Annotated in this window: 24 protein-coding genes and 1 pseudogene; 8 read left to right on the forward strand and 17 right to left on the reverse strand. The window is 60.3% G+C overall.

Annotated elements, in window-relative coordinates; genetic code table 11:
• Nucleotides 1–7 precede the first annotated feature (7 nt).
• The 14 genes from C4J93_RS13170 to C4J93_RS13235 form a co-directional block, all read right to left on the reverse strand.
• Nucleotides 8–823: a DUF3050 domain-containing protein gene (locus C4J93_RS13170; RefSeq protein ID WP_124407142.1), complete on the reverse strand. Its 816-nt coding sequence runs from the start codon at nt 821–823 to the stop codon at nt 8–10.
• A 47-nt stretch (nt 824–870) separates the two neighbouring features.
• Nucleotides 871–1,830, reverse strand: a complete 960-nt coding sequence (locus C4J93_RS13175; protein ID WP_124429559.1) for a fatty acid desaturase — start codon at nt 1,828–1,830, stop codon at nt 871–873.
• 10 nt (nt 1,831–1,840) lie between these two features.
• Nucleotides 1,841–2,668 carry an SDR family oxidoreductase gene (locus C4J93_RS13180; RefSeq protein ID WP_124429560.1) on the reverse strand — a complete coding sequence of 276 codons (828 nt, stop codon included), beginning with the start codon at nt 2,666–2,668 and terminating at the stop codon, nt 1,841–1,843.
• A complete protein-coding gene (locus C4J93_RS13185; protein WP_124429561.1) occupies nt 2,665–3,807 on the reverse strand; it encodes an acyl-CoA/acyl-ACP dehydrogenase in 1,143 nt (380 codons plus the stop codon). The genes C4J93_RS13180 and C4J93_RS13185 overlap by 4 nt, the downstream gene beginning before the upstream one ends.
• A gap of 3 nt (nt 3,808–3,810) precedes the next feature.
• Nucleotides 3,811–4,254: a type II toxin-antitoxin system RatA family toxin gene (locus tag C4J93_RS13190; protein WP_124366971.1), complete on the reverse strand. Its 444-nt coding sequence runs from the start codon at nt 4,252–4,254 to the stop codon at nt 3,811–3,813.
• 15 nt (nt 4,255–4,269) lie between these two features.
• Complete coding sequence (locus tag C4J93_RS13195) at nt 4,270–5,529, reverse strand: aspartate aminotransferase family protein (protein ID WP_124429562.1); 1,260 nt, start codon at nt 5,527–5,529, stop codon at nt 4,270–4,272.
• Nucleotides 5,526–6,590: an SDR family oxidoreductase gene (locus C4J93_RS13200; RefSeq protein ID WP_124366973.1), complete on the reverse strand. Its 1,065-nt coding sequence runs from the start codon at nt 6,588–6,590 to the stop codon at nt 5,526–5,528. The genes C4J93_RS13195 and C4J93_RS13200 overlap by 4 nt, the downstream gene beginning before the upstream one ends.
• 182 nt (nt 6,591–6,772) lie before the next feature.
• Complete coding sequence (locus C4J93_RS13205) at nt 6,773–7,501, reverse strand: AraC family transcriptional regulator (RefSeq protein ID WP_124429563.1); 729 nt, start codon at nt 7,499–7,501, stop codon at nt 6,773–6,775.
• A 241-nt stretch (nt 7,502–7,742) separates the two neighbouring features.
• Nucleotides 7,743–9,074 carry an ABC transporter substrate-binding protein gene (locus tag C4J93_RS13210; protein ID WP_124407147.1) on the reverse strand — a complete coding sequence of 444 codons (1,332 nt, stop codon included), beginning with the start codon at nt 9,072–9,074 and terminating at the stop codon, nt 7,743–7,745.
• 28 nt (nt 9,075–9,102) lie between these two features.
• Entirely contained in the window at nt 9,103–10,170 is a 1,068-nt protein-coding gene (locus C4J93_RS13215; RefSeq protein WP_124429564.1) for a branched-chain amino acid ABC transporter permease, read from the reverse strand.
• Between the two features lie 22 nt (nt 10,171–10,192).
• Nucleotides 10,193–11,074: a branched-chain amino acid ABC transporter permease gene (locus C4J93_RS13220; RefSeq protein WP_124366977.1), complete on the reverse strand. Its 882-nt coding sequence runs from the start codon at nt 11,072–11,074 to the stop codon at nt 10,193–10,195.
• A gap of 2 nt (nt 11,075–11,076) precedes the next feature.
• Nucleotides 11,077–11,853 (reverse strand): ABC transporter ATP-binding protein, encoded by a 777-nt coding sequence (locus tag C4J93_RS13225; protein WP_124370652.1) that lies wholly within the window; start codon nt 11,851–11,853, stop codon nt 11,077–11,079.
• 10 nt (nt 11,854–11,863) lie between these two features.
• Entirely contained in the window at nt 11,864–12,919 is a 1,056-nt protein-coding gene (locus tag C4J93_RS13230) for an AMP-binding protein (protein ID WP_124370653.1), read from the reverse strand.
• A gap of 230 nt (nt 12,920–13,149) precedes the next feature.
• Nucleotides 13,150–14,088: a LysR family transcriptional regulator gene (locus C4J93_RS13235; protein ID WP_124429565.1), complete on the reverse strand. Its 939-nt coding sequence runs from the start codon at nt 14,086–14,088 to the stop codon at nt 13,150–13,152.
• 122 nt (nt 14,089–14,210) lie between these two features.
• On the opposite strand from C4J93_RS13235, the gene C4J93_RS13240 reads away from it, so the two are divergent.
• The 4 genes from C4J93_RS13240 (at nt 14,211) to C4J93_RS13250 (ending at nt 18,168) form a co-directional block, all read left to right on the forward strand.
• Entirely contained in the window at nt 14,211–15,056 is an 846-nt protein-coding gene (locus tag C4J93_RS13240; RefSeq protein WP_124429566.1) for an SDR family NAD(P)-dependent oxidoreductase, read from the forward strand.
• A gap of 189 nt (nt 15,057–15,245) precedes the next feature.
• Nucleotides 15,246–16,361: a HAMP domain-containing protein gene (locus C4J93_RS27685; RefSeq protein ID WP_372238165.1), complete on the forward strand. Its 1,116-nt coding sequence runs from the start codon at nt 15,246–15,248 to the stop codon at nt 16,359–16,361.
• 164 nt (nt 16,362–16,525) lie between these two features.
• Nucleotides 16,526–17,230, forward strand: a complete 705-nt coding sequence (locus C4J93_RS27690) for a methyl-accepting chemotaxis protein (protein WP_372238181.1) — start codon at nt 16,526–16,528, stop codon at nt 17,228–17,230.
• 17 nt (nt 17,231–17,247) lie between these two features.
• Nucleotides 17,248–18,168: a substrate-binding domain-containing protein gene (locus C4J93_RS13250; protein WP_124414659.1), complete on the forward strand. Its 921-nt coding sequence runs from the start codon at nt 17,248–17,250 to the stop codon at nt 18,166–18,168.
• A 452-nt stretch (nt 18,169–18,620) separates the two neighbouring features.
• Here the strand turns inward: C4J93_RS13250 and C4J93_RS13260 are convergent, their stop codons facing one another.
• From C4J93_RS13260 to C4J93_RS13270, 3 genes and pseudogenes are all read right to left on the reverse strand, one after another.
• On the reverse strand, nt 18,621–19,556 hold the full coding sequence (locus C4J93_RS13260; RefSeq protein ID WP_124429567.1) for a DMT family transporter: 936 nt from the start codon (nt 19,554–19,556) through the stop codon (nt 18,621–18,623).
• Between the two features lie 70 nt (nt 19,557–19,626).
• Nucleotides 19,627–19,757: pseudogene (locus C4J93_RS13265) on the reverse strand (AraC family transcriptional regulator N-terminal domain-containing protein); the annotation flags it as partial.
• 67 nt (nt 19,758–19,824) lie between these two features.
• Nucleotides 19,825–20,721: a LysR family transcriptional regulator gene (locus tag C4J93_RS13270; protein WP_124429568.1), complete on the reverse strand. Its 897-nt coding sequence runs from the start codon at nt 20,719–20,721 to the stop codon at nt 19,825–19,827.
• Nucleotides 20,722–20,873: 152 nt separating this feature from the next.
• Between C4J93_RS13270 and C4J93_RS13275 the strand changes: the two genes are divergently transcribed.
• From C4J93_RS13275 to C4J93_RS13290, 4 genes are all read left to right on the forward strand, one after another.
• Entirely contained in the window at nt 20,874–21,527 is a 654-nt protein-coding gene (locus C4J93_RS13275; RefSeq protein ID WP_124404140.1) for a hydrolase, read from the forward strand.
• A gap of 168 nt (nt 21,528–21,695) precedes the next feature.
• Nucleotides 21,696–21,998: a helix-turn-helix transcriptional regulator gene (locus C4J93_RS13280; protein ID WP_124429569.1), complete on the forward strand. Its 303-nt coding sequence runs from the start codon at nt 21,696–21,698 to the stop codon at nt 21,996–21,998.
• Nucleotides 21,999–22,061: 63 nt separating this feature from the next.
• Nucleotides 22,062–23,036, forward strand: coding sequence for a zinc-dependent alcohol dehydrogenase family protein (locus tag C4J93_RS13285; RefSeq protein ID WP_124429570.1), 975 nt, complete (start codon nt 22,062–22,064; stop codon nt 23,034–23,036).
• Between the two features lie 42 nt (nt 23,037–23,078).
• Nucleotides 23,079–23,372: an antibiotic biosynthesis monooxygenase gene (locus C4J93_RS13290; RefSeq protein ID WP_124429571.1), complete on the forward strand. Its 294-nt coding sequence runs from the start codon at nt 23,079–23,081 to the stop codon at nt 23,370–23,372.
• Nucleotides 23,373–23,390: the final 18 nt, after the last annotated feature.

Here is a 23,390-nt window from a genome sequence, read left to right on the forward strand (position 1 = left end):
GTCTGTGTCAAGCAGGCTCAGAAACGGTTTCGACCTCACGCACAGGGCGATCCGCAGTGGAATGGGCCTTGTCCAGCAGGAACTGCTGCACGCTGTTCCACAGCTCGATCCGTGAATTGATCGCGGTCTTGGCACTCTCGACCATATGCAGGTGTTGCGCAGGTGTGGTGACGATCTCGGCGATGATGCGCTTGGCTGCCGGACCATGGTCGTCGCCGTCCATTTCGATGTGGCGCTTCAAGTAGTACGTGAGCATCGGTACATCGTGCTCACTGACCGACCATTGCGACAGCAGTCGGCCGAACATATCGGGGATGATGTCTTCACGACCAAAGAAAAAGTACGCCAGCACCGCTTCGGTCGTGCCGTGTTGTGCAATGTCGAGGGTCTGGCACATGAACACTTTGGCGGCCGTTGGGATAGCCGGGTCGTTGAGCGCCTTTGCCAGGGGGACCTGGGCCTTGATCGCTGCCAGGAAGCGGCGGAATACCGTGCTGTCGGCACCGATTTCATCCATGGCCGTGAGGTACAGGTCCAAGTGGCTGATAAAACCGCCATCGGGGTGTTCGTCGGTTTCTTCGCCGACCACGATTTCATTGATCAGACGGGCGGCGGTGATGTGTACCGGCGGCACCCAAGGCAACTCCACACAGGTAAGGTCGCGCTGGATGCGCTTGAGCAAGGTCATGAAGTCCCACACGGCGAACACATGAAACTCCATCAGGGTGCGCACGTCTTCTACGGTGCGGATGTTTGCAAACAGCGGATGGCTGAACAGCTGTTCGCGTTCGGTTTCAATGTGGCTATCGATGTTAAAAGGCATAGGTGCTCCTGCGGCCTGAGGGTTCAGGCGGAAAATCCATGGGGAAATTAAGGGTGTTTGTCGTTCAGCGTGTTTCCACGATAGGGGTGGCGACTGCAGGCGTATCGGAAGGACCGAACGAAGCGCTTTTCAAGCAGGTATTGCCGGCCTGCATACCACCCCGCGTCCAACAGGTGGCGGTGTACCTGGGGCAGTCGCCAGCAGGGTACCGCGGGATAAAAATGATGCTCCAGGTGAAAGTTCGAGCCGGCGTGCAGCCAGGTGTTGACGCGCGAGGTGCGTGAGCGCGCTGGCGGCTGTTGATGGCCCGCTTCGAAAGCATGTTCCTGATAGGCATTGACCGCCGAGATCAGGAACGCCACCGCCAGGCTCAAGGAAAACCCCAGAAGCAGCCCGTCGATGCGCCAGATAACCAGCCCGTAAAGGCTGAGCCATCCAGCCTGGCAGGCAATATTGCAGCGAGCCAGCCGTTGCACCTCAATCGCACTCAGCGGCAGTGGCGATGGCGTGTTCAGTGGGCCGAAGGCCAGGCGCCAGGTGGCCTGCAGATAGCGCAGGGTGGCGACCAGGCGCGACAGCATGATGCGGCTTGCCAGCGTGTGGTAACGCGAAAAGAGCCGGTAGTCCGGGTCCTTCTCGCTGTTGCTGTAACGATGGTGTTGCCAATGGTCCACGAAATAACCGGTCACGCAGAACCCTGGCAGCAACGAACTGGTGGCAATGCCCAAGTAGCAACTGTGCAAGGGGTTCGCACTCAAGTTGAAGTGGAAACCTTCATGCCCAAGGATCGCTTGCAGAAACAACCCATATCCGGCCAATACCACCAACGGCGAGCACACCAGCACCCAAAAAACGGAGGAGGTGTTCACCACCCACACAAACAGCGCGAGAGGTAACAGGTAGAGACTCAAGGCGTAGGCAATGATCAGCAAGGACTCTGCTGATCGGACCCTGAACAAGGCACGGTCGAGGCGGACCTGGGGTTTGGGGTGCAGGTGACTGGCCATTGGCGGCGGCTTACTCGATCAGTTCAGGCTTGAGCGCCAGGTGGCCGCCACGCGTGAGCGTGCGCAGGCGCAGGGCGATAAAGGTATCAACCACGCTTGGCATGCAGCGCGCGGTGTACATGGCCAGCGTGCCCATGAACGTCAGCCCACGGTTGCGCAGGCCATTTTTCTGGCAGGCGCGCACCAGGCCGGCAGCGGCTGCCTCCAGTTTTTCTTCCAGCGACAGCAGGGTCTTGTCACCCCACTTGAACGTCACCAGGCGCTTGACCGACAGGCCCATACGCTGGGCCGGCAAGTGGATCGCAGTGTCAATGAACCCCGGGTACACCGTGACCACGTCGAGTTCGCCGCGATACTGCATGCGCAATACATCCGAATAAGCGCTCAGTGCGCGTTTGCTGGCAGCGTAGGCGGCCACGTAGGGCGCGTTCACCAGCGCGAACAGTGACGACACGTTGACCACTTTGCCGCGTTTGCGCAGCAACCCCGGCAGGAACCCCGAAACCAATTGCCACGGCGCGAACAGATTCACATCGACCGCGCGGGTCACTTCATCGGTAACGCCGGTTTCGCCGCGTTCCAGGGTGAGGATGCCGGCGTTATTGACCAAAATGTCGATGTCACCGAAATCGGTGCTGATAGCGCTGATTGCGGCGGCCAGGGCGTGACGGTCGCACAGGTCGACTTGATAAAACGCGTCCAGCAAGCTGCCGTCCTGCGGCGTAAGGATGTCGAGACCAATCACCGTGGCGCCCTGTTGCTTGAGCTTGCTGGCGGTCGCCAAGCCCAGGCCGCGCGCAGTGCCGGTGATTACGATGATTTTTCCGAGCAGGTTCATGGGTGCGCTCCGGTCATGCTGAAGGTTGAGTCGGTCAAGTAGGTGTCGAGGTTGGTCGCCATCGAGATCTTTGCCGGGGGATGGAATTGCAGGCCGCGGCAGGCCAGTAAGCCGTTGGAACTCTGGTTGCTGGTGATGAACGCCATCCCGCCCAACATGGCGTGGGCCTGGTCGGAAAGCTGGGCAAGCCGCTGCTCGATGCCGTAGCGGACCAGCAGCAGGCGGGCCAGCACGTTCGGCAAGTCCTGCGGGTTGCGCTCGATATCCAGGGCTGCGCCTTCCAGCGCACTGATCGCCAATTGCAGGTCGGCTGCCAGGTCCACGCGGTGATGGGCGTTCCAGCGTGCAGCGTCGGTCACTGACTCGACCAGACCCGCGCAGGCGCCTACATAAGACGCGCAAATCAGCAGTTCGAACCAGATAAACCCCACGGTCTGCACGTCACCCAGCAGGTGGGTGTAGCCGGCGGAAAACAGCATTCGCTCAGGCACCAGCACTTCGTTCAGGCGCACTTCGACGCTTTCAGCAGCGGCCAGGGCGCTGTTCTGCCAGAAGGCACTGCGGCTGATGCCCGATGCAGTGGCGGGAATCAAAGCGACCATCAGTTCTTCACCCGCCGGGGTTTGGCGGATATAGCTGGCAGTGAGCAGGTCCATCGACTGCCCGAGGCAGCAGGGCTTTTTGCTGCCGCTGAGCAATACCCCTTCTGGGGTGTGCACCGCCTGCATGGCCGAATCGAGGATCCCGGCGCCCGATGTGCCCTCGGCAAATCCCGACGACAGCAGCAGGCGGTTTTGTGCGACGGCGGCCAGCAACAGGCCTTCGGCGCCGCCGCCGTTTTGTGTGAGTGCCAACAAGCTCGCCACGGAAAACTGGTGCATGGTGCTGGCAACCGCCAGTGAGGGTGACCGTGCGCCAATAGCGATCTGCACATGCATTGCGTCGAGGATGTCCGCACCCAGCCCGCCTGCTGCGTGGTTGACCAACAGGCCCACCGGGCCATGTTGCTTGAACAGGGCGATGACGTCGCTTTGGGGGGCTTCGCGCTGGCCGGCCGGGATCGCCGCCAGACGCTCGTCAAAACCCGGGGCGTAGCGTTGAAGCAGGGCGCGCGAGCGGTTCAGCAGTGACAGTGACATGGTTCACGCCTTCAAGTAGCTCGCCGGAAACAGGCCGGTGATGATTGAGTGGATGTTTTCCCGAATGGCCTGTGTGGCCACCGGGTCGAGCATGTCCGCAAGCATCGGAAGGCCCAGGTCGAAGCGGGATTCAAAGGTGATGATCGCGTCTTTGCCGTCCGGCAAAACGTGCCAGGTGCCGGAGAAGTGATCGACATCGCCGGCCATTTGCTCGAAATGAATTTCCCGGGTCTGGGCATTGAACGTGTCGCGCTCCTGCCACTTGAGGATGCCGCTGTGGAAGTTGACCTCCCAGGAGGTGAACGAGACCTGGTCGCTGACTTTGTTGACGGTGATATTACGCACCGATTTACACAGCTCGACGTACTTGCTGAAATCGCTGATCACGGCAAATACTTCATCAGCGCAGGCATGGGGAATATGGGCCTGCACGTTGACTTCTTGCATGGGGAAAAACTCCATTCAAAGGGATGGCATTGAGGTGGTCAGCGCCTGCGCGAAGCCTTCGAGCAACCAGTTGCAATCCTCGGTGCTCAACAACGGCGACGGCGTGAGCCTCAGCACCCGATGATCATTGAGCGAGTGGCACACAATGATTCGTTGCTCGATAAGGGCCATGACCATGTTTGCTGCGATCGAGGCGTCGGCAAATTCAAAGCCGAACAGCAAACCCGCGCTGCGCAGCTCGACGCGCTCGGCCCAGCCCCGTTGTTGCAACAGCGCGCTGAAGCGGGCATGCAGGTCCTGGCCGAGCAGCCGAGCACGCGCTACCAGGTCTTCTTGCACCATCACCTGCAGCGTGGCCTGTACCGCCGCCATCGCCAGCGGATTGGCGCCAAAGGTCGAGGTATGGACCGTGGGGTTGCGGTTGAAAGGCGCATAGATCGTAGCGCTGGCAACCATGGCACTCACCGGTACGCAGCCGCCCGACAGGCTTTTACCTACCAGCATGATGTCGGGCACCACCTGCTCATGGTCGCAGCCCCACCAGTAGCCGGTGCGGCCCAGGCCCGACTGGATTTCATCGATAATCAGCACGGCGCCATATTGATTACACAGCTCGCGTACGCGTCGAAGGTAGCCCGGTGGCGGCAGGACCACCCCAGCTTCGGCCTGGATCGGTTCGAGGATCACGCAAGCCTTTTGCGACGATGCCCGCAGTTGCAGCTCCAGTGCCACGCTGTCGCCAAACGGCACAAAGTCGCTGTCGCTGAGCAATCCACTGAACGGCTCGCGATAGCTTTCGCGGCCGGTGACGGCGAGGGCACCGAGGGTCTTGCCGTGGAAGCCGCCGAGAGTTGACAACGTGCGGCGGCAGCCGTTGAGGCGGGCGAGTTTAAGACCGGCTTCAGTGGCCTCGGCGCCCGAGTTGCAAAAGAACACATACTCAAGATTGCCTGGGCAATGTGCAGCCAGTGCGTGCGCGGCGAAAGCCTGCTGCGGATTGAGCAACAGCTTGCTCGCCAGCGCATTTTTCTGCAGTTGCCGGGCGACCGCTTCCACGATCACCGGATGGCCATGGCCCAGGAAAAACACGCCGTATCCGCCGGCGTCCAGGTACTGGCGGCCTTGGTCGTCATAGATGTAGACGCCACGGCTGGACTGCTCGATCGGCAGGTTCATCAGCGAAGCGAGGCGTGCGTAGCCCGAGTTGACGTGCTTGCGTAAATACTGGTCGACCTGTGCGGCGTCGATGGCGGGTTCGACGACAAGCGGGTTCATGCCGCGCTCGCTTGTGTGGACGGTAACACCGGCTGCTTGAGCATCCTCGTCAAGGCTCCCAGCTTGGGTGCCAGGTGGTTGAGCGACAGCAGTAACTCACGGCTGACATCGCGCTGGCTGAACGCCGTTTCGCCGAGTAACTGCGGCAAGGACGTGGGCAGCGGCGTGCGCAGGCAGGCATAGCGGCACAGCTGCGTGGCGCGGGTCAGGGCGGCCTGGATATTGCCGGTCAGCGCCGGAAGAAATACCGGGCGGATCAACCGTTCGTAAATGTCCGGCGCCAGGCATCGTGGCCGTGTGAACGGTTGCGCCTGGGCTTGCATGGACTGGCACATCAGGTCCAGCAGACCATCTAGATCAAGGGACTGGGGACCGCTCGTAAGAAAATAGTCTTCGCCGATCAAACGCTGGCGCAGCGCATTGGTAATGGCCTGTGCCGCGACATCACGGGCGATCAGGTCGACATAGCCGGCAGACGGGCAGGGCACGATGGGCAGCACGCCGGACATCATCAGCCCCATGGTCATATGGAAGCCCTGGAAGTTAGGCATGAACCCGGTCTTCGCATCGCCAATGATGATGGATGGACGAAAAATCGACACATCGATACCGGCCGAGCGAACCAGGGTTTCGGCTTGGCGCTTGGCGACTTCGTAAGGGGTCTCGGCTTGCACGCCTTCGTAATAGTCGCAGGGATGGGTGAAGGCGGTGCTGATGTGATACAGCGGAACCTTGGCTTGCTTCACAAAGGCCACTACGTTTTCGGTGCCGAGATAGTTCACCGAAAAAATCTGATCGATATCGCCGTCCAGGCGAGTCACCGCTGCGGCGTGGATCACCCAGTCGACACGCTCAAGCAGCGCTGAATGAACGTCGGCGGCCAGCCCCAGGCGAGGGCTGCAGATATCGCCCGTGAGCACTTCCACTCGGGGATCGCGGATGCGGCTTTTACGCGCCAGGCAGACCAGGTCAAAGTCTTCCGCCAGGCAGTCGATCAGTGACTCACCCAGTACGCCTGAGCCTCCCGTGAGAAGAACAGTTAATTTTTGCTGTGCTGACATGTAGTTGCGCTTCCCTGCGGACTCATCGAAACAATTAACGGGGCCATTCGCCGAATCGCAGGCACAGGTGCCCCGAGCGAACACTTTTATTCACGGTCGGTGCCGCTGAGTTGCTCTGGAGGGAGACGATCAGCGCTTACCGTTTTTGCGAATAAGATGCGATCGATATTGGCGTTTTGATATCAGCGCGTCTTGAACGAAACGCTTGTCTTGCGCAAAACCTCTGCGGCGGTGCGCGGCGTCATACCGATCATGCGACGCATGATGCGGGCCAGGTGCGCCTGGTCGGAGAAGCCACCTTCGGCGGCGGCGTCCGATAACGTCGAACCGCCGGCCAGGGATTTGGAGGCCTGTTCCAATTTGTTCCAGATGATCCACTGGGAAAGGGACACCCCCATCTGGTGGGTGGCGACGCAGCGCAAGCGTGGGCTGGACAACCCCACCGCATGGGCAGCGCGACTGACGCAACCGGGACCGTCGCGGTCCAGGCGCAGAATATTCAGGGCTTTGTACAGCCTATGGTCGATCGGCGTGGTAATCGCGAGCAAACGCGAGAGGGCGTCGACAAATTGCAGGAGGGATGTGGCGCGGCGAAAGCACTCCAGTAATTCGTCACTGGCCAGGGCGATGCCATTGTTTTGCAGCAATGCACTGAGCGCACGGCCCAATGCCGAGTCCGGGCTGACATACACAAACGCCACTGGATGACTGTCGGCCACGGCCCGGTGTTCGACATTGGGGCCGATGATCACACCCGCTGCGCGGATCGACTGTCCGGGCAGTTCCAGGGTGACGGGTTGATCCAGACCGATGCACAGCTGAATGGCAACATGGGAGTGGGCGGTGTTTTGATCAGCACGGCCAATGTAGCCGGCCCACGAGTCGCCAAAGGTAACGCTGCCATCCCACATTTAAGGTCTTCCTGACGCATTGGGTGAGTGTTGCACGCGTGCAGGGTAGGCCTTCGCAGGTCTGGATTCAAGTGAGTGGCGTCCTCCAAAGCATGCCTGCGGGGTAGCGCGGGAACGCAATGGTGCTCGGTGGCACAGTCCTTTTGAAATGGCTGTGCCACCTGCCTTTGCGGTAGTTACGGGTTGTCGATGCCTATCGATGCAGATGAACAACTCACTGACAGCCCGGAACGCAAATGCCTCACTGCTCCTGGCTGCAATCACGCGGGGTGATGCCTTTCTCTTTCGCGTACCCGGCCGCGGAGGCTTCGATGATCGGTCGCAGCAGCGCACGGTCGGCTTGTACCCAGTCGCTGATCAGGTTCCAGCGCTGGCCGTCCCATTGCTGGAAGCGCACGGCGCCGCCGCCTTCGTGGTCGGCGCAGGACAGTTTCAGCGGTTGCACCAGGCCCTTGGCGCCCAGCGCTTGCAGGCGCGCGTCGTCCAGGTTCAGGTGTTCGAAGCCCCAGCGCACTTGCTCGCCCGTGAGGGGCTTCTGGCCATATTTTTCCTGGGCCAGGCGCAGGGCTTCGACGTTGAGAATGCCGTTGACCACGCCCAGGTTGTAATACACGGTGCCAAATCGTTTGGGGTCGGCCAGGTTGCCCTTGCCGGCATTCACCACGCTTTGCGCGATGCCTTGCAGCACCGGGAAGTCAGTGCCCGACGGGTGCGTGGTGATCGAGATAAACCCCTTGGCGGCGGCACCGGCCGGCACCACGTCTTCTTCGGAGTTGCTCCAGATATTGCCGATGATGTGATCGGCCGGGTAGCCGACTTTCTGCGCGGATTTGAGCGCCACCGGGTTCATCACGCCCCAGCCGCGCAGGATCACCCAGTCGGGCTTTAGGCGACGGATGTTCAGCCATTGCGATTGTTGCTCGTTACCGGGGTGCGGCACTTCCAGCAAGGTCAGTTCGAAGCCGGCGTTTTTCGCCAGGGTCTGGAGCACGCCGTTGGTTTCCTTGCCGTAGGGCGAACCGTGATAGAGCACCGCGATTTTCTTGCCCTTGAGCTTGTCGGCACCGCCTTCGCGCTGGCCGATGTAGTTGATGATCGCCGAGACTTCCGAATACGGGTTCAACTGCAACGGGAATACGTAAGGGAATACGCTGCCGTCGGTGGAGTCGGTGCGGCCATGGTTGATGGTGATCAGCGGCAACTTGTCGGCCGTGGAGCGTTCCAGCGTGGCGTAGGCGATGCCCACTGACAGCGGGTTGGTGGCGGCGGCCGGCGCACCGTTGAGCCCGCCCTTGAGGCGTTCATAGCATTCGACGCCTTTTTCCACCACGTACTCGGTCTCGCATTCGCTCCAGGTCAGCTTGACGCCGTTCACTCCGCCGTTGGCATTGATGTATTGCAGATAGTCGATGAAACCGCCGAAGAAACCGGTACCGCCAGCGGCGTAAGGGCCGACCCGGTAGCTCTGCAAGGGGAAGTACTGTTCGTTGGCGGCCTGGGCGCCGGCCGTGAGCCCAGCGGTGATCAGGGCCAGGCACAGGGCCAGGCGGCGCAGCGATAAGCGGTGTGTCATGGAGGTCATTCCTGGGGGGTTATTGAGTTCAGTAACGCAGCGGCCAGACCCTGGCCCGTTGACGAAAGCGCTGCCACAGACGGGCCAGCCCCTCCGGTTCCTTGATCAGAAAAACGATGATCAGCGCGCCAAACAGCATCTTCTGGATGTTCTCCAGTTGGCCCGCATCCATCAGCCCGGCGGGCAACAGGGCGAAGAGGTTGCCCAGCAGGATCGGGAATAACACGATGAACGCGGCGCCGAGGAGGTTGCCGAGCACGCTGCCCAGCCCGCCGATAATGATGATGAACAGCACCTGGAACGAACGGCTCAGGTCAAAGCCGTGAGGTTCCACCGTGCCCAGGTAGGCGAACGCCCACAGGGACCCGGCGACGCCCAGGTAGAAGCCGCTGATTGCAAACGCCAGCAGCTTGGCCTTCAACAGCCCAATACCGATCACGGCAGCGGCGGTGTCCATGTCGCGCACGGCCATCCAGTTACGCCCCAGTTCGCTGCGCACCAGGTTTTTACCCAGCCAGAACAGCGCCACCACCACGGCCAGCGTCAGTACGTAGCGGCCGCGCGGGGAACTGAAATCCAGTCCGGCAATCAGCAGCGGCGGGGAGGTGATCACGCCGGACGCGTTGTCGTTGGTAAACCAGCTGAAGCGGGTGAGCACCCACTCCACCACGAATTGCGCGGCGAGGGTCGCCACCAGCAGGTAAAACCCTTTGATGCGCAGGCTCGGCAACCCGAAGAACACCGCCACCCCGGCGGCGATCACGCCACCCAGGGCAAAGCTCACCAGCAGCGGCAGGCCGGGCAGGCGTAAATGCAGGTTGTAGGCGGCAAACGCGCCAACGGCCATGAACGCCGCCGAGCCCAGTGAGAGTTGCCCGGCGTAGCCCGTCAGCAGGTTGAGCCCCAGCCCGGCCAACGACAGCACCAGCAGCGGCACCAGGATCGCGCTGAACCAGTAGTCATTGCCCAGCCAAGGCACCGCAAAAAACGCCACGCCCAGCAGCAGCCACAGCGCGACGCGGTCCTGACGCAGGCGAAAGGTGCGGCGCTCGGCCGCATAGGAGGTGCTGATTTGACCGGTTTCTTGATACAGCATGCAGGTAGTTCCCCAAGGACAATCAAACCCGTTCGATGGCGCGCTCGCCGAACAGCCCGGCAGGCCGCACCAGCAGGAACAGCAACGCCAGGACATACGGCACCCAGTTTTCAATGCCGCTGCCGATGAGCGGGCCGAGGTAGATCTCGGCGACTTTCTCTGCCGCGCCGATGATCAAGCCGCCGACAATCGCCCCGCCGATGGACGAGAACCCGCCGATGATCAGCACCGGCAGCGCCTTGAGCACCACCAGCGAAAGCGAGAACTGCACGCCCAGACGCGCACCCCAGAGCAACCCGGCCACCAGGCCGACACACCCTGCCACCGCCCACACCAGGGCCCAGATGCGGGGCAGGCGGATACCGATGGCCATGGACGCCAGCGGGTCGTCGGCCACCGCGCGCAACGACAGGCCCACCCGCGTCTTGTTGAACAGCAGCGACAGGACGATCACCAGCACGGCTGCGGTGCCGGCGGCAAACAGATCGAATTGCGAGAGCAGCATGCCGCGGATTTCCAGCGGTTCGTCGGCGATGCCCAGGTCCAGTCCGTGCACCTGTGCGCCCCACAGGAACTGCGCAAACCCTTCGATCATGTAGGACAGCCCAAGGGTGACCATGAACAGGATGATCGGTGGCCGGTTGACCAGCGGGCGCAGCACGACCTTTTCAATCAGCAGCGCCAGCACCACCATGCTCGCCAGGGTGACCAGGAACGCCCAGGCGAACGGGAAGCCTCGCTCCAACAGGCTGACAAACGTCAGCGCGGCAAACAGCACCATGGCGCCCTGGGCAAAATTGAACACGCCGGAGGCCTTGTAGATCAGCACAAAACCAATCGCCACCAAGGCATACATCACACCCGCCAGCAGCCCGCCGATCAGCACTTCGAAGAAAAATTCCATGCTCAGGTACCCAGGTAGGCGGCGATCACATCGGGGTTGGCGCGCACCTGTTGCGGGGTGCCGTCGCCGATCTTGCGGCCGTAGTCGAGCACCACCACGTGGTCGCACAGGCCCATGACCACGCCGATGTCGTGTTCGATCAACACCACGGTGGTGCCGAACTCGCGGTTGATGTCGCGGATGAACTGGCTCATCTGCGCCTTCTCCTGGGCGTTCATGCCGGCCATGGGTTCATCCAGCAACAGCAGGGTGGGTTCGGCGGCCAGTGCGCGGGCCAGTTCGACACGTTTTTGCAGGCCATAGGGCAGGGTGCCGACCAGCACATGGCGCCAGGGATGGATCTGCAGAAAGGCAATCACCTTTTCCGCTTGCAGGCGGTGCGCGTCGTCCTCACGCGGTGCCCGGCCCAGGCGCAGCATTTGCTCGATCCAACTGCTGCGGCGCTTGAGGTTGCGCCCGGTGAGCACGTTATCGAGCACGCTCATGCCCTTGAACAGCGCGATATTCTGGAAGGTCCGCGCAATGCCGCCTTCGGCCGCCTGGTGCGAACGCATGCGTTTGCGGGTCTGGCCTGCGTACTGGATGCTGCCGCTTTGGGGGTGGTAGACCCCATTGATTACATTCAGCAACGAGCTTTTACCCGCGCCGTTAGGGCCGATCAGGCCGCAGATGTCGCCGGCCTTGACCTCGAAGCTGATGGAGGTGATGGCCTTGATGCCTTTGAACGACAGAGAGATGTCATCGAGCCGCAGTAATACCGCTTCAGTGGGTGTGCGCATGGAAGGCTCGTCAGGCAGATTGAGGCAGCAAGTGGTCGCTGGGTTCGTGGCGGGAAGCGGGTTCTTGCCAATGGCCGGGACGGATGCCCAGGGCACCGAAGAACGCCGCACTGTCCGGATTCAACGCTGGCCCGACCAACAAAGGCACGCGCAGGCGGCTCATCCCCAGTACATCCAGCAGTGGCCGACGGACCAGCCAGTGCCCCAGCCAGCGGCGTAGGGGGGATCGGCTCGGCTGCATGCCCCAGCGGTACACGCGATGGCTGAACGTTCCCGGCAGCGGCAGGCGTTCACGCACCCACTGCTCCAGGCGTGCATAGGATTCGCGGGTGCCCAGCACCAGGGTCGGGCCCAGTTCGCGACGGTCGGTGTCGCGGGTGGCCAGGGCCTCCGGAAAGTTCAGCCCAAAGCCGGCATGCAGCCAGGGCGCAAGCAGGTAGCGTGCTTGCCCGCTGGCGGCAAACACGCGTGCGGCCAGGGCCTCGTCGTCGGCGCCGAGGTGTTCCCGGTCGACCAGCGCACGGGCGCCCACGAGCAACTGCGCATGGGTCAGGCGCAGGGTGGTCTCGGCATGAAAGACGAAGGCCGTGGCGTCGGGTTGCGGCGTGTGGGCGGGGGGCGGGGCATCGGGACGCAAGTCGGCATAGTCGATCAAGCCGGCGTCCGGGTACTGGCTCAGGCCACGCCCGTCGAGGAACACCACCACGTCGCGCTCACGCAGTTGTTGCAACGTGTCCAGGTCTTGCACGACCACGAAGCGCGGCCGCAGCACGTTCAACAACGCCTGGTTGTCGCGCTCCGGGTCGAGCAGTGTGACGCTGGCGCCCAACCATTGCGCCGCCAGCGCCAGCAACAACGCTTCGGGACGCGCCTGGCTGATGATCAACAGGTCATCGTCACGCCCCAAGCTGCGCTGATGCAAGGCAGCGGCGAGCTGGCTGACCTCGCGAGCCACCTCGCTCCAGCTGCGCTCATGCCAGATGCCCAGGCGCTTGTAGCGCAAGGCGATCGCCGACCCGCGGATGTGGGCTTGACGCAACAGCGCCTGGGGCAATGTCTGGGGCATGGATACATCCTTCGGGGTAGGAGCAAAGGTGATTGCATGCGCCATGCCAGAGGGATAAATGCTTTTATTTCAATTAGATACGTAACATATCTGGTAATTGGCGTGTGTTGATTCAGTACAAGCTGTCCAGGCACTGTTGGTGCGTGAACAGTGCGGTCAGCCGGCGGCCGGGGGCAGAAGCAAACGCTGTAGCCCATGGGCGCATCGCTCAAGAATTACCCACTGGCGCTCTAACTGACCTGGACGGCCAGCGTCCTTTCAACCTGGGGGGCTGCGTTGAAGTCGAGCATGGAAATGAAGCTGTGCATCAACGGTGATTCGTTGTGGGTGTTCCAGCTCATATACAGGCCGATTGCCGGGTTGGGGGAGGCGGTCACCGGGTAGATCCGGCGGAACAGGACCTTGTCGCGCATGATTGAGCTGGCAATCGACTCAGGCACCAGGGCAACGCCGAAGCCACAGGCGACCAGGCCGATCAGGGTATGGATCTGTGCGGCCTCCTGCACCACCCTGGGATAAAAACCGGCGGCTTCACACAAGGCGATCAGCTGACTGTGATAGCCGGTGCCCAGGGCTTCGGGGGTGAATACGAAGTCTTCCCCGGCGAAGTCCCGCAAGTCGATCTGGCCTTCCTTCGCCTTGGGGTGATGGGCGGGCAGCGCCATCACGATCTCTTCATCCAGCAACAGGCGTGATTCCACGTTTTCTGCCGAAATCGGCATCTTGCGCATGAAGGCTATATCCGCTTCTCCCGCCAGAATGGCCTTGGCCTGGCTGGAGGAGGGCATATCCTTGATGATCAACTGGACTTTGGGGTAGGTCTCGCGGAACTGGCGCAGGGTACTGAGCAGTGACTCGTAGTAGGCGATGGACACCGCCGTCACCGTGAGTTTGCCGGCAATCCCCTCGGATACCTGACGTGCGTGTTCGGTGCCCAACTCCAGCTCTTTGAGGGTGCTATAGGCCGTGTTCAGGAACGCACCGCCGGCCGGGGTCAGTTTGACCCCGCGCTTATTACGGGTGAACAGGCTGAATCCCAGTTTGTCTTCGAGGCGATTGATGGCTTGGCTCAACGGGGGCTGGGCCATGTGCAGGCGAATAGCAGCCCTGTGGAAATGCAGTTCTTCAGCCACGGCGATGAATTGGCGTAACAGGCGGGTTTCGATCATTTCTTCTGTTCCTTCATTTGAACTGATTGATAGGCGCCAAGTATCAACTTGCGCCGCCGTTAGTATTAAACAGCGCGGATACACCTTGTTAAGGTGAGTTGGTACTCAAGAGGAAATCGCCAATGAACTTTACAGGAAAGACTGCGGTTATAACGGGCGCTGGCCGAGGGCTGGGTTTTAGTTACGCACAGGCGTTGGCCACGCTGGGCGCCAATGTGGTGATCAATGATGTCGGCGCAGATACGCTGGGCGCGGGAGGCGATGGCTCGATCGCCATGGAGGCTGCCAAGACCCTCAGGGACAAGGGCTTCAACGTGGTAGGGCATCATGGCGATCTGAGTAGCGAACAGGGTTGCGAGCAATTGATGGCAGCGGCCATCGAGGCGTTTGGCCAACTTGATATCTTGATTCACAACGCTGGCTGGGTCGGTTATCAACCCATTGAAGAAGCCGACGCGACCTTCATCGGCCGCGCAGTGGATATCAATATCTATACACCTGTGTGGTTATGCAAACATGCCTGGAAACACCTCAAGCAGTCCTCCGCCGCACGGGTGGTACTAACGTCGTCCGACCGTGCAATGTACCAGCAATATGCGCAAACGGGCCTGGTGGCCTATGCCGCCGGCAAGATGGCGCAATTGGGCATCATGAATGCGTTGAGCATGGAAGGCGCGGAGGTGGGCATCCTGGTTAATGCGGTATCGCCCGTGGCCAAGACGCGTATGTGGGGTGTTACCGGCGAACCGGAAAACCTCAAGCCCGAATGGGTTGCGCCTGGGGTGGTCTTTCTGGCATCCCAGCAATGCGAGGATTCTGGCTATGTCCTGCGCGCCAGCAACGGACAATTTACGGCGACGCGGTTTGTCGAAAACCCGGGTGTCGACTATCCCGTCGATCTGGCCCGAGTCAAAGCCGCCAGTGCCGAGCAGGTTGCTCAACTTTGGAACCAGATCAAGGAGTGTTGAATGAAGTCGGGTAGGGCGGCCACGCCCAGCCCGCAAAGGTCAATCTTAAAAACGCCGCTCAGGCGCTTTCTCCTTTCAAGTTCCTGGCTGCGCGGCCGATCCAGTCCTTAGCGCTCCGAGCAGTCTCCCTCGAAGTACGCCGACGCTTCAAACCAGCTCCACAACAATAAAAACCTAACGGGGTTAGCCATGACCATTTTACAGCGGGTTATCGGGGGCTTTGCGGTGCTTGTGCTGTTGCTGCTGACCATGGCAGGGGTCAGCTATCAAAGCACGCATTCCATAAGCGAGCGTCTGGGCATCATCACGAGCCAATCGGCACCATTGAGTCGTGCGGCCAGTGAGTTGTACGTGCATATCCTGCGCGCCAACCAGGCGTTGCTGGCCATGTTGATCAGCACCGATGTCAAACAGATCGACGCCGGCAAGCAAGCGTTCACCGACAGCATTACCCAGTTCAATCGCTTGCTCGACAGCACGGCGGTCTATGTGGTCGACCGCGACGAGCTGAAGGCTGGCCTCGCCCAGCAGCGCCAGTTAGTGACGGCCTACGCCGACCAGGCGCAAACCCTGATGGCCTCGCACCGTGAGCATGTGCAGCAACTCGCGTTGACGCGAGTGCTGCAAGGTTACAGCAGCGCCCAGGGTTCGCAGTTGGCGGGTTACCTGCGCGATTACATTGCTCGGGCCCGCAGTGCCGGCGACGTACAACAGGTGGCGGCGGCTGAAAAACTGCTGTTGGAAGTCAATAAATCCTATGACGGGCTGGCCGCGCATGCGGCGACGCCAGCCATCGACACCTTGCAACGCGTGCTGAACCTGCAGGACGAGGTCATCAGCACGCGCCTTCAGGCGCTGTTGGCCGTTGACCCCAGAGGCGGGCGGATTGCCGCCGTGATGGTCAATCGTCTACTCACCGATCTGACCGGCGCCGACGGCGTGTTCCATGCCTACCTCGCCGAGGCAAAATTGAGCGCGCAGGTTGTGCAGCAACGCACGGCGGTAGAAGTTGCCCTGCAATCCACCCTGGGCAAGATTGGCGAATTTGGCAGCCAGGCCCTTGAGGTCGCCAATCACGCCCGGGACGATGCCAACGCCACCATCGGCACCAGCCGCAGCCTGGTGTTGATCGCCTGTGTACTGGCGGTGCTGGCCGCCGTGCTGATCGGCATTTGGGTCGCCTTCAGCCTGCGTCGTCCCCTGGCGGCGTTTCGCGAGGTGCTCAAGCAACTGACAGCCGGCGATATGCGCGTCAGTTTCGATGTCTCGCGCAAGGACGAGTTCGGGGAACTGGGGGCTACCTGAATGAACTGACCATCGCCCTGCGCAAAACCTTCCGTGAGCTGATCAGCTCCGCCGATGCCCTGGCGACCACGGCGGACAACAATGCCTTGAGCAGCGAGCAGACCACTCGCGTAGTGGATGAGCAAAAAGACAGGTTGCAGTCGGCGGCCTCGGCCATGACTGAGATGGAAAGTACCGTGGAAGAAGTCGCACGGCGCGCGCAAGACACCCGCAAGGCGGTGGACGACACCAGTGACCTCACCGATCAAGTGCAGGAGCGTGTGGCCGAGACCATCGTCAACATTCGCCTTCAGGCCGAGCAGGTAAACAAAGCCACCGAGGTTACCGACGAACTGCAGAAGTACGGCCACAATATCGAAGGCATTGTGGTTGCCATTCGTACCATCGCCGAACAGACCAACTTGCTCGCACTCAACGCGGCTATCGAAGCCGCGCGTGCGGGCGAACAAGGTCGAGGTTTTGCAGTCGTCGCCGATGAAGTGCGCTCCCTGGCAAGTCGTACCCAGACCTCTACCAGCGAGATCCAGGAAATGATCGGACGGATGCAGGAAAAAATTCATTCCGTGGTCCAGGTGATGAACGAGAGCCAGGTGCAGTCGGGCCAATGCGTGTCGCTGGCCTCGGGTGCCGGTGAATTGCTGCATTCGATGAGCGAGGCGGTCGGCACGATTCGCGACATGAACATCCAGATTGCTGCGGCCACCGAGCAGCAGAGCGCCACCGTGGCGGAAACCAGCCGGATGGTCATCCAGATCAATGATTCGGCGCAGCAGACGGCCGAAGGCGCCGAGCAATCGGCCAGCAGCAGCCAACGCTTATCGGCCATGGCCAAAGTGCAGCGTGAACTGCTTCATCAATTCAGCGTTTGATCCTCGGGAGCTAGAAAATGAAAGCATGGTTCAGATGTTTCCTGGGGTCGGCGCTGTTAACCACAGGCCTGGCCCAGGCCTCTACGCCGCTGGTGGGCGTGGCCATGGCCAAATACGACGATAATTTCCAGGCGTTGCTGCGCAATGGCGTTCAGCAAAAGTCGGCGGCGATGGATATCGATATCTTTATGGAGAATGGGCAGGACAATTCCGAATTGCAGCTGCGGCAGTTTCGCAACCTGATCCATTCCAAAGTCGACGCGATCATCGTGGCCGTGGTCGACGGCAAAAGCACGCCGCAGATGATGCAGTTGGCCAGCGAAGCGAATATTCCCCTGGTCTTCGTCAACCGCAATCCCTCGCCCGAAAAGCTCACCGCGCGCGCTGCGTTTGTCGGCTCCAATGAACTGGAGTCAGGCACGTTGCAGATGGAAGAGCTGGCACGCCGGGCCGGCTACAAGGGCAACGTGGTGATTCTGGTCGGCGACCCCGCCAATGCGTCCTCATTGATGCGCACCGAGGACGTTGAAAAAGTCGTCGCCAAGTACCCGGACATGAAAGTCGTGCAGAAAAAAGTCGCCAACTGGGAGCGTAGCCAGGCCGCCACGGTGGTCATGGACTGGGTGAAGCAGGGCGTCGATTTTTCGATTGTCGCCGCCAATAACGACGAAATGGCGATCGGCGCGATCATGGGCCTGGAGAAGGCCGGCAAGCAGGCCAAGGATTACTGGGTAGGCGGCATCGACGGTACGTCGGATGGGCTCAAGCTCATGGCGGATGGAAAGATGGCTGTCAGTGTGTTCCAGGATGCCGTGGGGCAGGCGAGTGGAGCCGTTGATGCGGCTGTCCGCCTGGCGCGTGGCGAAAAGCTGGATACACCGATCATCTGGGTGCCGTTCCAGTTGATTACTCCGGAGAATCGTCAGCAGTTCGAGTGACGGGCGATGACGCTGATCATCGACTACTTCGAGGCGCAGAGCCCGGCTGAGCGAAAATTGATGCCACACCAGGCCGTGCCTCTGGCTGATTCGCTGCGGAACTTGGGGCTGGGAACGGCAATCGGTTGCCTCAGATCGGCCGGATCAGGTTGACGTCACCAGCGCCGTCGCCTGGTCGTTCATACAGTTGATGGTCGCTGATGTGGTCAGGGCGGCTGCTTTCCCAGCCTTGCAGGCTCACGCGGCACGCTGGGAAGCCACCGAGCTGTTTAAACGCTACCCTCAGGCTTGATGGCACCAGAGTGCCTGATGGTCAGTCCTTTATCAGGGGCCAGGGGCGTTGGCGTGCTTTGCGTCTTCATGAGTAAACGAGATTTATCAGTATGTCTGCAGCGAGTAATGCGACTGCCAGCATAAACAGCTCCTTGTTAAGGCCTGTGCATGTGAAGCGTTCAGCGCGCAGCAGTGGGCTTTTTCAGCAGGATGAAGCCTGAAATCAGGATAAGGGCCAGACCGACCGCGGTCCGGCCATTGAGCACTTCATTGAACAGCAACGCCCCCCAGGCAATCGCGAAGATCAGGTAGGTGTAATCGAATGCGCCGATGATCGAGGTCTCGCCGATTTGATAGGCCCGGGCGATGCCGGTACTGACCAGTACCATCAGAATCGCCAGCACCACCATCACGCCCCAGTCGCTGATCGCCATGGGCGACCAGCCGCCCACCAGAAACCGCAGGCCCTCGTTGGCCGGCAGGTGAGGGCCAGTCTGTGCAACGACAATGCTGCCGACCGCCCCCATCAACAACAGGACGATGTTCAGCGCCAGGGCCAGGTGCATGGGCACCTCATTGGCGCACTTGCCCTTGGTCACGACCGCTGCGAGGGCATAGAAAATCGCAGCGAGCACGGGCAGCAATGTCCATAGGTTGAAGTCAGCCTGGCTGGGTGCGAGCGCGACCAGCACCCCGGCGAACCCCACCAGAATGGCCACCCATTTGCGCGGTGTGACATGCTCGTCCAGGGTGACTGCCGAGAATAAAGCGATAAACAAAGGCGTCGTATAGATTGCCAATGCGGCTATGGTCAGGCTGATGAAGGGCAGTGCGCTGTAAAAGGCGAGCCACATCAAGGCAAGCAGCAGGCTTCTTGCGCCTATCCACAAAGGGGAAAGCGGCCGTTGCTGCAATGTGCCGCGGCGGTACATCAACAAGGCGACGAGCATGCCAATGGCCAGTAGCGAACGAATCACGTAGAGCTGCCACATCGATGTCTCGGCGCTGGTGGCCTTGATAAGAGCGTCTGACACCGACAACAGGAACACCGAACCTACGACGATGAGTATGCTTTGTCGGTTTTCAGCGGCGGTAACGGTTGTGGTTGCAGACATGATGGATCCTGATGTGATCGACCTGGAGGATTCTGGTTGAACTCGTAGTGCATTTAAAGTGACTTATGGTTTCCCGCAGCATCCAGCCATGGGGGCTCTGGAGCACACGAAAGATGATCTCCCGTTCATAAACCGGGGCCAGGGCTGCGATGGCGTCCGGATGCCCATTAATCGCAACATTCGCACCCACGCATCCATCAGGGCCTATCTTGGTCAACAACAAGCGCTCAGCACAGCAGGCAGCCACTCACTCAAACACCTCCCCCAATCAAACAGCAACATCTCCCGCAAAATACGGAGATTTCCCGAAATACTCGATCAACAATTGCGCAAAGACCCGGATCTTCTGCGCAGGATGCTGACCGGCCGGGCGGACTAAGTAAGCACCCGCTGGCGGTGGTGGATAACGCGTCATGATCGGCACCAGTGCGCCGGATGCCACGCTGTCATACGTGAGGCAATCGGGCAGGTACGCGACCCCGAGTCCTGCGACTGCGGCGGCGACTAGCGCGATGCCGTTGTCAGCCTTGAAGCGTCCTTGCGGGCGAATGGCGACGATCTTGTCGCCATCCATGAATTGCCAAGCTTCGGTGCTTTGCATCAGGGCTTGATGGGCGACTATCTCCTCAGGTTTCTCGGGTGAACCATAAGCCTTGATATAGCCCGGACTCGCGACCAGCTTGCCGTTGATCGGGCCGATGCGTCTTGCGATCAGGTTGGAATCCTGAAGGTAGCCAACGCGGATCGCGCAATCGTAACCTTCGGCGATGAGGTCAACGAAGCGGTCGCTGTAGCAGGTCTGGATCTGAAGTTGCGGGTGCCGCACGGCCATTTCCGCCAGTACGGGGGCGAAGTGAGTCGGGCCAAAAGAAAGCGGCGCGGCCACTCGTAAACGACCCTGCAGCGCTCCGGCAGGCAGGATCGCTTCCCTGGCTAACTCCATTTCTGAGCAGACCCTCGCTGCATAATCGCGAAAGGTCGCGCCGGCCTCAGTCAGCGCCGCGCCGCGAGTCGAGCGTGTCAGCAACTGCACGCCAAGCTGCGCTTCCAATCGCGCCAGCCTGCGACTGACGATTGACTTGGACACGCCCAGCCGGGCTGCGGCAGGCGAAACGCCCCCCGCGTCAGCAACCTCTACGAATGTCTGAAGCTCTTCGATATCCAAACGGTGTTCCTCATTTCGCGACACAGCCAAACACTTGGCAACACTACCGGATTAAGCATCGAAACAGCACAGTGTTGTTCGCAGGCAGCGTCGGCGCTGGCGTATGCCGCTCATTACCAATCCAATTCATAACGACAACACGGGATCTACTAATGACTTTTCGTAACGGCCTTACATCGCTTCTTCGTCCTGAAGATTCGGTACTCGTTCTGATCGACCACCAGCCATTCCAGCTCACTAATCTGAACAGCCATGAGCCGCAAATGGTGGTCAACAATGCGACGGCGTTGGCGAAGGCAGCCAAGGCGTTCAACGTGCCTACCATCTTGACCAGCGTGATCGCCGAGCGGGGCGGTTTCATCTTTCCGCAAATCCTCGATGTTTTCCCCGGCCAAGAGGTGATTGATCGGACGCTGATCAACACCTGGGAAGACCAGAAGGTGGTGGACGCGGTAAAAGCGACGGGCCGCAAGCAACTGGTTATTGCGGGTCTGTGGACCGAAGTCTGCGTCGCCATGCCGGTGATCCAGGCACTCGGCGAAGGTTGGGATGTAACGGTGATCACTGACGCATCCGGCGCGGTTTCGGTCGAGGCCCATCAAGTGGCGATCCAGCGCATGATTGCGGCGGGTGCGAACATGATGACTTGGCTCGCTCTCGCTGCAGAGTGGCAACGTGACTGGGCTCGGGAGGAAACCGCCGGTGCGCTGACCGATGTGCTGCTGCAGCATGCTGCCGGTAGCGGTATTGCGTATCTGTGGGAGCAGCAGTTGCTCAACGCGCCAGTGCCGGCCACCGCCGGGTGATCTGAGTGGGGGATGAAGAGCTGGTTGATCGATGTCTGGCCACAGACATTGCGAGCCTTCATCTCCTCTCGCAGCAACTGGAGAGGTCTGTTCAGCAGCATGTGAGCCGTCGGTCGCGAAGGGAAATCGGGTATTGATATATCGGAAAATCTCGATATCATCCGAACTATGGACTTACTCGAAATATTCAAAGCACTCTCAAATCCGGTACGCCTTCAAATTCTGAAAGGCTTGAAGGACCCCGTGAGCAATTTCCCTGCGCAGGATGAGGGTGACGTTTTCACGGTGGGTGTCTGCGTCAGCAGTATCCAGGAGGGTATCGGGCTGTCGCAGTCTACGGTGTCGGGTTATCTGGCAACCCTGCAACGAGTGGGCCTGGTCGAAGTCAGGCGCATCGGTCAGTGGACGTACTACAAACGCAATGAAGCAAGTATCAGTGCCCTTGCCGAGTTGATCGGGAAAGATCTGTAATTTTTTTACTGCATGATATCGAGATATCTCGATATTCCTTTTTATCGATACGAGGATTTCAAAATGAAAGCGATGCTACTCAAATCATTTGGCGGCCCGGAATCGTTCGAACTCTGCGACGTACCCAAGCCAGTGCCGGGTGTGGGACAGGTCTTGGTGCGGGTATACGCAACCTCCATCAACCCCTTGGATTTTCAGGTTCGGCGCGGCGATTATGCTGACCTGGTGCCACTGCCGGCGATCACCGGACATGACGTTTCGGGCGTTGTCGAAGAAGTCGGGCCGGGGGTGACGGGCTTCGCTCCGGGGGACGAAGTCTGGTACACCCCGCAAATATTCGACGGGCCAGGCAGTTATGCCGAGTACCACGTTGCGGCCGAAAGCATCATCGGCCACAAACCGCCATCGCTGAGCCATCTTGAGGCGGCAAGTCTGACTCTGGTTGGCGGCACGGTGTGGGAAGCACTGACCGTGCGAGCGGCGCTCAGGGTAGGGGAAAGCATTCTGATACACGGCGGCGCGGGAGGTGTGGGTCATGTCGCGATCCAAGTCGCAAAAGCCATTGGCGCGCGGGTCTTCACCACCGTGCGCGAAGCAAACTTTGAGTTCGCCCGTAGCATGGGTGCCGATGTGCTCATCGACTACAGAAAGGAAGATTACGTCGACGCCATCCTGCGCGAAACCGGCGGCCAAGGCGTGGATGTGGTGTTCGACACCATAGGCGGCGACACCCTGTCGCGAAGCCCGGATGCGCTGGCTCAACTGGGCCGTGTGGTCTCGATTGTCGACATCGCGCAGCCGCAAAATCTCGTTCAGGCCTGGGGCAAGAACGCCAGCTATCACTTCGTCTTCACCCGACAAAACCGCGGCAAGCTTGATGAGCTGAGCACGTTGGTGGCTCGCGGTCAGTTGCGCCCACACGTTGGCGCGGTCTATTCGCTGGCCGATATCGGCCTGGCCCATGCTCGGTTGGAAAGTCCCGAGAACGGCCTTCAAGGCAAAATCGCGATTGCAGTTGAGCCATCGCTTATTTCCTAAGCGCCTATTTTCAGCCGTCTAAGTCGTATCAGAGGAAATGCCATGATTTATGAAATTGCTCTGCTTCCCGTACACAAAGAACGCATTGAACACTTCAAAAGTGCCTTCGCCGAGGTCGCGCCGTTGCTCACCCGCGCGAAGGGTTACGGCGGCCACTTGCTCGCGCAAGGAATCGAAACCCCCGAGCATTTCAACCTGATAGTGCGCTGGGCTTCACTTGAAGATCACTCGCCGGGCTTCGAGGCGAGTGATGACCATCAGATGTTCATGCTGGGCCTTAAGGACTATTTTTCTGAAGAACCGAAGGTCCACCATATCGAAGGAGCAGTTTTCTAACTGGATCGATGCTCAGTG

Origin of the sequence: Pseudomonas sp. R2-37-08W (genome assembly GCF_003851705.1) — a bacterium.
In the GTDB taxonomy this organism is placed as follows: Bacteria; Pseudomonadota; Gammaproteobacteria; order Pseudomonadales; family Pseudomonadaceae; genus Aquipseudomonas.